The following is a 7,618-nucleotide window of genomic DNA, read 5'->3' as shown; positions in this document are numbered from 1 at the left end:
CTCCCTGGCCCTCGGCTGGCCCGGGCGGGGATGGGTCCGCGCCTCTCCCAGGTCGTGACGGGAGGGCCCGCGAGGTGCTCGGGGCCCTCTCCCTTGCCCTCGACCGGCACGGGGTGGGCGCCGCGCGGGGATGTCACGGGGATTGATGCTCTTTCCTGGTCGGGCTGACCCGGGCGGGCGGGGTGTCGCGCGGGGTGGGTCGCGCCCTTTCCTGGGCTCCGGGCCGGGGCTTGGCGCGGGGGAGTACCGGGAGGCTGGTTGAATGGCGGCATGCCGCTTGATGCCGAGATCGCCGCGAGACTGAAGCGCGGCGGCGACGGGCTGGTGCCCGCGATCGTCCAGCAGCATGACACCGGCGAGGTGCTCATGCTCGCCTGGATGGACGACGAGGCGCTGCATCGCACGCTCACCACGGGCAGGGCGACGTACTGGTCCCGCAGCCGCCAGGAATATTGGGTCAAGGGCGACACGTCCGGTCACGTCCAGTACGTCCGCGAGGTCGCGCTCGACTGCGACGGCGACACCCTGCTGCTCCGGGTCGACCAGGTCGGCGCGGCCTGCCACACCGGCGACCGCACCTGCTTCGACGCCGACCGGCTGCCGGCCGTCCAGGGGGCCGCCCCCGAGCACGCGGAGCCGTAGTGAGCCCGGCCAGATCGTCGCGGGAGCCGTGGCTGTGGGCGGCGCTCACCGCCATCGGCTGCCTGCTCGTGCTGCTCGCCGCCGGCCGCACCTGGGTGGAGGCCGTACGGGGGAGCGGCGAGCTGACCGTCCCCACCGGCGGTGACCTGAGCCCGGTGCTGACCCCGCTCGCGCTGGCCGGGCTGGCCGGCGTGGTGGCCGTGCTGGCCACCAAGGGGATCGGCCGGCGCGTCGTCGGGGTGCTGCTGGCGCTCTGCGGGCTCGGCGCCGCCGCCGCCATGTGGGGCGCCACCGGCAGGGCCGGGATCGAGACCTGGCTGCGCGAGCACAACGTCCTCGGCGCGGCGGGTCCGCTGGAGTGGGACCTGACCGTCGCGTGGCCGGTGCTGGGCGGGCTCGGCGCCCTGCTCATACTGGCCGGCGGCGTCCTCGCCGTCGTGCGGGGCGGCAGGTGGACGGGCATGTCCGACCGGTACGACAGGGCCGCCGCCCGGCCCCGCGTCCAGGCCGACGGCGACCGGGCCCTGTGGGATGCGCTCGACCGGGGGGACGACCCCACCGAATCGCGCTAAGTTCGTGGACGACGGGGAATCCGCTCGGCGGGGTGCGCTCGCTGTCGTGTCCGGTTGATGCCCGGGCGGTGGATCTCGGAGTTTGCGGATTCGATCTCGTACGGCCACATGACGGCCGCACGACCGTGACGAGGAGCCGAGCTCATGAGCTATGGGGACGAGGGCGGGTACGGCGCCCAGCCGCCCGGTGGCGGCTACGGCCAGCAGCCACCGGCAGGCGGCGGCTATGGTCAGCAGCCGCCGAGCGGCGGGGGCGGCTACGGCCAGCCGCCGGGCGGCGGGTACGGCGAGCAGCCCTCCAGCGGGGGCGGGTACGGGCAGCAGCCGTCGAGCGGCGGCGGGTACGGGCAGCAGCCCCCGACCGGCGGCGGATACGGCCAGCAGCCGTCGAGCGGCGGCGGATACGGCCAGCAGCCCCCGACCGGCGGCGGATACGGCCAGCAGCCCGGCAGCGGCTCCTACGTCTACGGTCAGCAGCCGCCCAGCGGGGGTTTCTACGGGCAGCAGCCCTACAGCCAGCCCTACAACCCCTACCCCCCGCCCAGGTCCACCAACGGCCTGGCCGTGGCCTCGCTGGTGCTCGGCATCGTCGGCCTGGTGCTGTGCGGCCTGACCAGCATCCCCGGCGCCATCTGCGGCCACATCGCGATGTCCAAGATCAAGCGGACCGGCGAGGAGGGCCAGGGCATGGCCATGGCCGGCCTCGTGACCTCGTACATCACGATCGTCCTGTGGCTCCTGCTGTGGCTGCTCTTCGGCGGCGCCTGGCTCGCTCTGCTCGGTCTGGCGGGCGCGGCCTCGGTGAGCTACTGAGGTTTGCAGGCAGATTACAAGTTACCCGCAAGGTGAACGTTATTGCATGTCGCCCATGGTTTGTCGCTAGGCTGCCGCGCGCACCTCGCAGCAAACTGACGACATGAGGAGTTAACCAACATGAGTTACGGAAACCAGGGCGACGGCGGATACGGCGCCCAGCCGCCCGGTGGCGGTTACGGCCAGCAGCCGCCGAGCGGTGGTGGCTACGGTCAGCAGCCTCCGAGCGGTGGCGGTTACGGCCAGCAGCCGCCCAGTGGCGGCGGCTATGGCCAGCAGCCGCCGAGCGGCGGTGGCTACGGCGGTTACGGTGAGCAGCCCCCGAGTGGCGGCGGTTACGGCGGTTACGGTGGCCAGCCCCCCGGCTACGGCCAGCAGCCCGGCGGTGGCAACTACGGCACCCCGCCGGACAACCACCTGGTCCCGGCCATCCTGACGACCCTGTTCTGCTGCCTTCCCCTGGGCATCGTCTCGATCGTCAAGTCGACCCAGGTCAACCAGAAGTGGCAGATCGGCGACATGCAGGGCGCCATGGCCGCTTCCGAGGAGGCCAAGACCTGGTGGAAGCGCTCGCTGATCGCGGGCATCGCGCTGTGGGTGCTCATCGTCGTGGGCTACATCGTCTTCTTCGTGCTCATCGCCGCGAGCGTCTCCACCTACAGCTACTCGTACTGAAACGCATCATGACCGACGCGAACCTCGATCGGCGCGGCGCTGACCGGCTCAAGGCAGTGCTCGCGCCGCTCGGTGTCGCCGCGGCCGCCGGCGCCGTCTTCGCGGTCGTCGGCACCATCGACCCCAACGAGCCCGGCAACTACCCGACCTGCCCCTTCTTGTGGGCGACGGGTCTCTACTGCCCGGGCTGCGGCACGATGCGCACCATCCACGCGCTCGCCCATCTCGACCCGGTGGCGGCCCTCGGGCTCAACCCGCTGGCTCTGGCGATGGTCCCCTTCCTGCTGTTCTGGTGGGGCCGGTGGATGGTGACCGCGTGGCGGGGCCGGCCCCGGCGCACCACGCTCGCCCATCCCGGGTGGCTGTGGGCCTTCCTGGCGATCGTCATCGTCTACTGGATCGTCCGCAATCTCCCCTTCGGGGCGTTCCTGGCGCCCTAGTCAGGCCCCTGTGGCGAGCCGACCTCGCCGGGGCCGATACCATCGCAGAGACGGGCCGGGAGCGGACGCCAAGCGAACTGCCGGCCTCCACCCCCACTGCCGACCGGAGGGACCCGAAGCGCGTGAGTGAGCGGACCGAAGGGCCCAGCGTCCTCGACGACATCCTCGACGGGGTGCGTGCCGACCTCGCCGCACGCCAGCAGGCCGTGTCGCTTGACGAGCTCAAGCAGCAGGCCGACCGGGCTCCCGCGCCCCGCGACGCGCTCGCCGCGCTCGGCGGCGACCGGGTCTCGGTGATCGCCGAGGTCAAGCGCTCCAGCCCGTCCAAGGGCGCGCTGGCCGCGATCGCGGATCCGGCGGCCCTGGCGGCCGACTACGAAGCGGGCGGCGCCCACGTGATCAGCGTGCTGACCGAGCGGCGCAAGTTCGGCGGCAGCCTCGACGACCTGGCCGCCGTGCGTGCCCGCGTCGACATCCCCATCCTGCGCAAGGACTTCATCCTCACCTCCTACCAGCTCTGGGAGGCCAGGGCCCACGGCGCCGACCTGGCCCTGCTCATGGTGGTCTGCCTGGAGCAGGAGGCCCTGGTGTCGCTGATCGAGCGCGCCGAGTCCATCGGGCTCACCCCGCTCGTCGAGGTCCACACCCAGGAGGAGCTCGACCGGGCCGTCGCGGCCGGGGCCCGTGTCGTCGGCGTCAACGCCCGCAATCTCAAGACACTCGAGGTCGACCGCGACGTCTTCAGCAAGCTGGCGCCGAAGATCCCCGATAATGTCATCAAGATCGCAGAGTCGGGCGTGCGCGGGCCGCACGACCTGCTCGCCTACGCAAGGTCGGGCGCCGACGCCGTGCTGGTGGGGGAGAGCCTGGTCACCGGCAAGGACCCGCGCAGGGCCGTGGAGGCCCTGGTGACCGCCGGCGCCCACCCCGCGACACGCCCCGACCACGGAGCAGAGGGATAGCAGTGGCAAACGAAGGCACGATCCTCACCGCCGCCGATCTCGCCGGCAACGGCGTCCACGGCGACGATCCAGACGTGCGCGGCAAGTTCGGCATCTTCGGCGGCCGGTTCGTGCCCGAGGCGCTCATCCCGGCGCTCGACGAGGTCGCCCGCACCTACGCCGAGGCCAAGAACGACGCGGGCTTCCTGCGCGAGTTCGACCACCTGCTGCGCACGTACGCGGGCCGGCCCACCACGCTCACCGACGTGCCGCGCTTCAGCGAGCAGGCGGGCGGCGCGCGGGTCGTCCTCAAGCGCGAGGACCTCACCCACACCGGCGCCCACAAGATCAACAACGTGCTGGGCCAGGCGCTGCTGACCAAGCGGCTCGGCAAGAAGCGCGTCATCGCCGAGACCGGCGCCGGCCAGCACGGCGTGGCCACCGCCACCGCCGCCGCGCTGCTCGGCCTGGAGTGCGTGATCTACATGGGCGCGGTCGACTGCGAGCGCCAGGCGCTCAACGTCGCCAGGATGAAGCTGCTCGGCGCCACGGTCGTCCCGGTCCACAACGGCTCCAAGACGCTCAAGGACGCCATCAACGAGGCGTTCCGCGACTGGGTCACCAACGTCGACACCACTCACTACCTGTTCGGCACCGTCGCGGGCCCGCACCCGTTCCCGGAGATCGTGCGCGACTTCGCCCGCATCATCGGCGTCGAGGCCCGCCGTCAGATGCTGGAGCTGACCGGCGCGCTGCCCACCGCCGTGTGCGCCGCCGTCGGCGGCGGCAGCAACGCCATCGGCATCTTCCACGCCTTCATCGGCGACCAGGGCGTCCAGCTCCACGGCTACGAGGCCGCGGGTCACGGCCTCGACAGCGGCGAGCACGCCCTCACCCTCACCGCCGGCTCGGTCGGCGTGCTGCACGGCTCGCGCACCTACGTGCTCCAGGACGACGAGGGCCAGACCATCGAGTCCCACTCGATCTCGGCCGGCCTCGACTATCCCGGCGTCGGCCCCGAGCACGCCTGGCTCAAGGACTCCGGCCGCGCCGTCTACCACGGCGTCACCGACGACGAGGCGATGGCCGCGTTCTCGCTGCTGGCCAGGACCGAGGGCATCATCCCCGCCATCGAGTCCTCCCACGCGCTGGCCGGGGCGCTGGAGCTCGGCCGTGAGCTGGGCCCCGGGGCGACCATCCTGGTCAACCTCTCCGGGCGCGGCGACAAGGACATGGGCACGGCCATGAAGTACTTCAACCTCTGACGACCAGGACCACCAATGACGACTCTCCAGACGGTGTTCGCCAAGGCCAAGGCGGACAACCGGGCCGCCCTCGTCGGCTACCTGCCCGCGGGCTTCCCGACCAAGGACGGCGGCATCGCCGCGGCGGCGGCCCTGGTCGAGGCGGGCTGCGACGTCATCGAGATCGGCCTGCCCTACTCCGACCCGCTGATGGACGGCCCGACCATCCAGGACGCGGTCCACCGCTCCCTGGTCAACGGCACCCGCATCGCCGACGTGCTGCGCACCGTCGAGGGCGTGGCGGCCACCGGCGCGGCGACGCTCGTGATGACCTACTGGAACCCGATCGACCGCTACGGCGCCGACCGGTTCGCCCGCGACCTGGCCAACGCCGGCGGCGTCGGCACCATCACGCCCGACCTGACGCCCGAGGAGTCGGGGCAGTGGTGCGCGGCGTCCGCCGAGTCCGGCATCGACACCGTGTTCCTGGTCGCGCCCAGCTCGACCGACGAGCGCATCAAGGCGGTCGTCGACTGCTGCACCGGGTTCGTGTACGCGGCCTCGCTGATGGGCGTCACGGGCGCCAGGGAGTCGGTCAACGTCGCGGCCGAGGGCCTGGTGAAGCGCACCCGCGCGCACACCGACCTGCCCGTGTGCGTGGGGCTCGGCGTCGGCACCGGCGCCCAGGCGGCCGAGGTGGCCCGTTACGCCGACGGCGTCATCGTCGGCTCGGCCTTCATCCGCCGCCTGCTGGACGCGCCCGACGAGGCCGCGGGCCGCGCCTCGGTCCAGGAGCTGGCCCGCGACATGGCCCAGGGGGTCCGGTCACGCGGCTGACCCTGTCCGACCAGCTCCCCGGCGCCCCCGGGGAGCTTCGGCATGCCCGGCGTGACCTGCGGCAATCGGGGCTTAGCAGAGTCTTATCGCCTGCGTGATCAGATAGATCTCGATACTGTGCGCTTCCCGGTACACAGCGAAGAGGAGATAGCCCGTGAACGCGTCGGATGCGTCACGCACCGCCAGATCGGCGATACCCTGGGTGACGACGGTCGCCCGGCTGGTCCTGGGCGGGGTGCTGATCGTGGCCGGTGGCCTCAAGATAGGCAACCCGTCCGAGTCCGTCGTGGCGGTCAGAGCGTACGAGCTGCTGCCCGACTCGGTGGCCACGACGGTCGGCTACGGCCTGCCCATCGTGGAGATCGTGGTCGGCGTGCTGCTGGTCATCGGTCTCATGACCCGCGTGGCCGCCGTGGTCGCCGCGCTGCTGATGTTCGCCTTCGTCTTCGGCATCGCCTGGGCGTGGGCCCATGGGCTCCGCATCGACTGCGGTTGCTTCGGCGGCGGCGGCGAACTCGGCGCCGGGCAGGAGCCGACATACCTGGTCGACATCCTGCGTGACTTCGGCTTCGTGCTGCTGGGCGCCTGGATCGTGCGCTTCCCGCCCGGGCGCTTCGCGCTCGACGGGCCGTTGGGCCTGGCGGGGCTTGATCACCCGATCGGAGAAGAGGAGAACGGCGATGGGCAAGGGCGACCGGGCGAAGTCGGCGCGTGAGAAGATCGAACTGCAGCGCGCCGCCGACCGCGTGCGGGAGCGACGCAAGAAGGTCGTCACCTATGTGACGGCAGGCGTGGTCGCGCTGGCCGCCGTCGGGGCCGGGTGGTGGTACACCGCGAGCAGGTCGCAGTCGGAGCAGGCAGGTGAGGCGCTGGCGCCGATCACCGTGCAGCCCGACGGCGCCGTGGTCATGGCCAAGGAGGGCGTGACCCAGCCGGTGGTCGACATCTACGAGGACTTCCAGTGCCCCGCCTGCCGGGAGCTGGAGCGGGTCAGCGGCGCGACCTTCAAGAACCTCGCCGCCGAGGGCCTGGCCAAGGTCGTCTACCACCCGATCACGATCTTCTCCCAGGAGCCGACCAAGGGTAACTCGCTGCGGGCCGGGGCCGCCTCCCGCTGCGTCGCCGACGGCGCCCAGTGGATGACCTTCCACGACACGCTCTTCGAGAACCAGCCCAGCGAGGTCGTGGAGGGCTTCAAGCTGGAGGACCTGGTCGAGTGGGGCAAGGACGCCGGCGTCACCGACCCCGCCTTCGAGACCTGCGTGACCTCCCAGACCCACGCGCAGGCGCAGCTCGATTACAGCAAGAAGATCGGCGACGAGCAGAAGATCGAGGGCACGCCGACCGTCAAGGTCAACGGCACCGCGATCGACAACAACGTCGCGTTCACGCCTCAGGAGCTGCGCGAAACCGTCACCGAGGCGGCCAAGTAGCGTCGTGTCCGCTACCCTCAC

General features: G+C 71.7%; 10 protein-coding genes. All 10 read left to right on the top strand.

The window, feature by feature from the left end:
* Positions 1 to 270: 270 nt before the first annotated feature.
* The 10 genes from hisI to ACGFI7_RS16250 all read left to right on the top strand — a co-directional run bounded on the left by hisI (position 271) and on the right by ACGFI7_RS16250 (position 7,597).
* Positions 271 to 642, top strand: a complete 372-nt coding sequence (gene hisI, locus ACGFI7_RS16295; protein ID WP_393404802.1) for a phosphoribosyl-AMP cyclohydrolase — start codon at positions 271 to 273, stop codon at positions 640 to 642.
* A complete protein-coding gene (locus ACGFI7_RS16290; protein ID WP_393404799.1) occupies positions 642 to 1,214 on the top strand; it encodes a Trp biosynthesis-associated membrane protein in 573 nt (190 codons plus the stop codon). Before hisI ends, ACGFI7_RS16290 begins: the two co-directional genes overlap by 1 nt.
* Positions 1,215 to 1,358: 144 nt before the next feature.
* Positions 1,359 to 2,027: a DUF4190 domain-containing protein gene (locus ACGFI7_RS16285; RefSeq protein ID WP_393404797.1), complete on the top strand. Its 669-nt coding sequence runs from the start codon at positions 1,359 to 1,361 to the stop codon at positions 2,025 to 2,027.
* Positions 2,028 to 2,147: 120 nt separating this feature from the next.
* Positions 2,148 to 2,702: a CD225/dispanin family protein gene (locus ACGFI7_RS16280; protein ID WP_393404795.1), complete on the top strand. Its 555-nt coding sequence runs from the start codon at positions 2,148 to 2,150 to the stop codon at positions 2,700 to 2,702.
* 8 nt (positions 2,703 to 2,710) lie between these two features.
* Positions 2,711 to 3,142, top strand: a complete 432-nt coding sequence (locus tag ACGFI7_RS16275) for a DUF2752 domain-containing protein (protein WP_393404793.1) — start codon at positions 2,711 to 2,713, stop codon at positions 3,140 to 3,142.
* Between the two features lie 122 nt (positions 3,143 to 3,264).
* Positions 3,265 to 4,104: an indole-3-glycerol phosphate synthase TrpC gene (gene trpC, locus ACGFI7_RS16270; RefSeq protein WP_393404791.1), complete on the top strand. Its 840-nt coding sequence runs from the start codon at positions 3,265 to 3,267 to the stop codon at positions 4,102 to 4,104.
* 20 nt (positions 4,105 to 4,124) lie between these two features.
* Positions 4,125 to 5,348 carry a tryptophan synthase subunit beta gene (gene trpB, locus ACGFI7_RS16265; protein ID WP_393405679.1) on the top strand — a complete coding sequence of 408 codons (1,224 nt, stop codon included), beginning with the start codon at positions 4,125 to 4,127 and terminating at the stop codon, positions 5,346 to 5,348.
* Between the two features lie 15 nt (positions 5,349 to 5,363).
* Positions 5,364 to 6,164 carry a tryptophan synthase subunit alpha gene (gene trpA / locus ACGFI7_RS16260; RefSeq protein ID WP_393404789.1) on the top strand — a complete coding sequence of 267 codons (801 nt, stop codon included), beginning with the start codon at positions 5,364 to 5,366 and terminating at the stop codon, positions 6,162 to 6,164.
* A gap of 154 nt (positions 6,165 to 6,318) precedes the next feature.
* A complete protein-coding gene (locus tag ACGFI7_RS16255) occupies positions 6,319 to 6,879 on the top strand; it encodes a DoxX family protein (RefSeq protein ID WP_393404787.1) in 561 nt (186 codons plus the stop codon).
* Entirely contained in the window at positions 6,845 to 7,597 is a 753-nt protein-coding gene (locus tag ACGFI7_RS16250; RefSeq protein WP_393404785.1) for a DsbA family protein, read from the top strand. Before ACGFI7_RS16255 ends, ACGFI7_RS16250 begins: the two co-directional genes overlap by 35 nt.
* Positions 7,598 to 7,618 lie beyond the last annotated feature (21 nt).

This window comes from Nonomuraea sp. NPDC048826 (assembly GCF_043198225.1).
In the GTDB taxonomy this organism is placed as follows: Bacteria; Actinomycetota; Actinomycetes; order Streptosporangiales; family Streptosporangiaceae; genus Nonomuraea.
The sequence above is the reverse complement of the archived record's forward strand: the minus strand, read 5'-3'. Positions and strand labels throughout refer to the sequence as shown.

Excerpts from the sequence above, each read along its gene's own strand:
- ACGFI7_RS16250 (WP_393404785.1), top strand. The coding sequence starts at position 6,845 with ATGGGCAAGGGCGACCGGGCGAAGTCGGCGCGTGAGAAGATCGAACTG.
- trpA (WP_393404789.1), top strand. The coding sequence starts at position 5,364 with ATGACGACTCTCCAGACGGTGTTCGCCAAGGCCAAGGCGGACAACCGG.
- ACGFI7_RS16275 (WP_393404793.1), top strand. The coding sequence starts at position 2,711 with ATGACCGACGCGAACCTCGATCGGCGCGGCGCTGACCGGCTCAAGGCA.
- ACGFI7_RS16280 (WP_393404795.1), top strand. The coding sequence starts at position 2,148 with ATGAGTTACGGAAACCAGGGCGACGGCGGATACGGCGCCCAGCCGCCC.
- hisI (WP_393404802.1), top strand. The coding sequence starts at position 271 with ATGCCGCTTGATGCCGAGATCGCCGCGAGACTGAAGCGCGGCGGCGAC.
- ACGFI7_RS16285 (WP_393404797.1), top strand. The coding sequence starts at position 1,359 with ATGAGCTATGGGGACGAGGGCGGGTACGGCGCCCAGCCGCCCGGTGGC.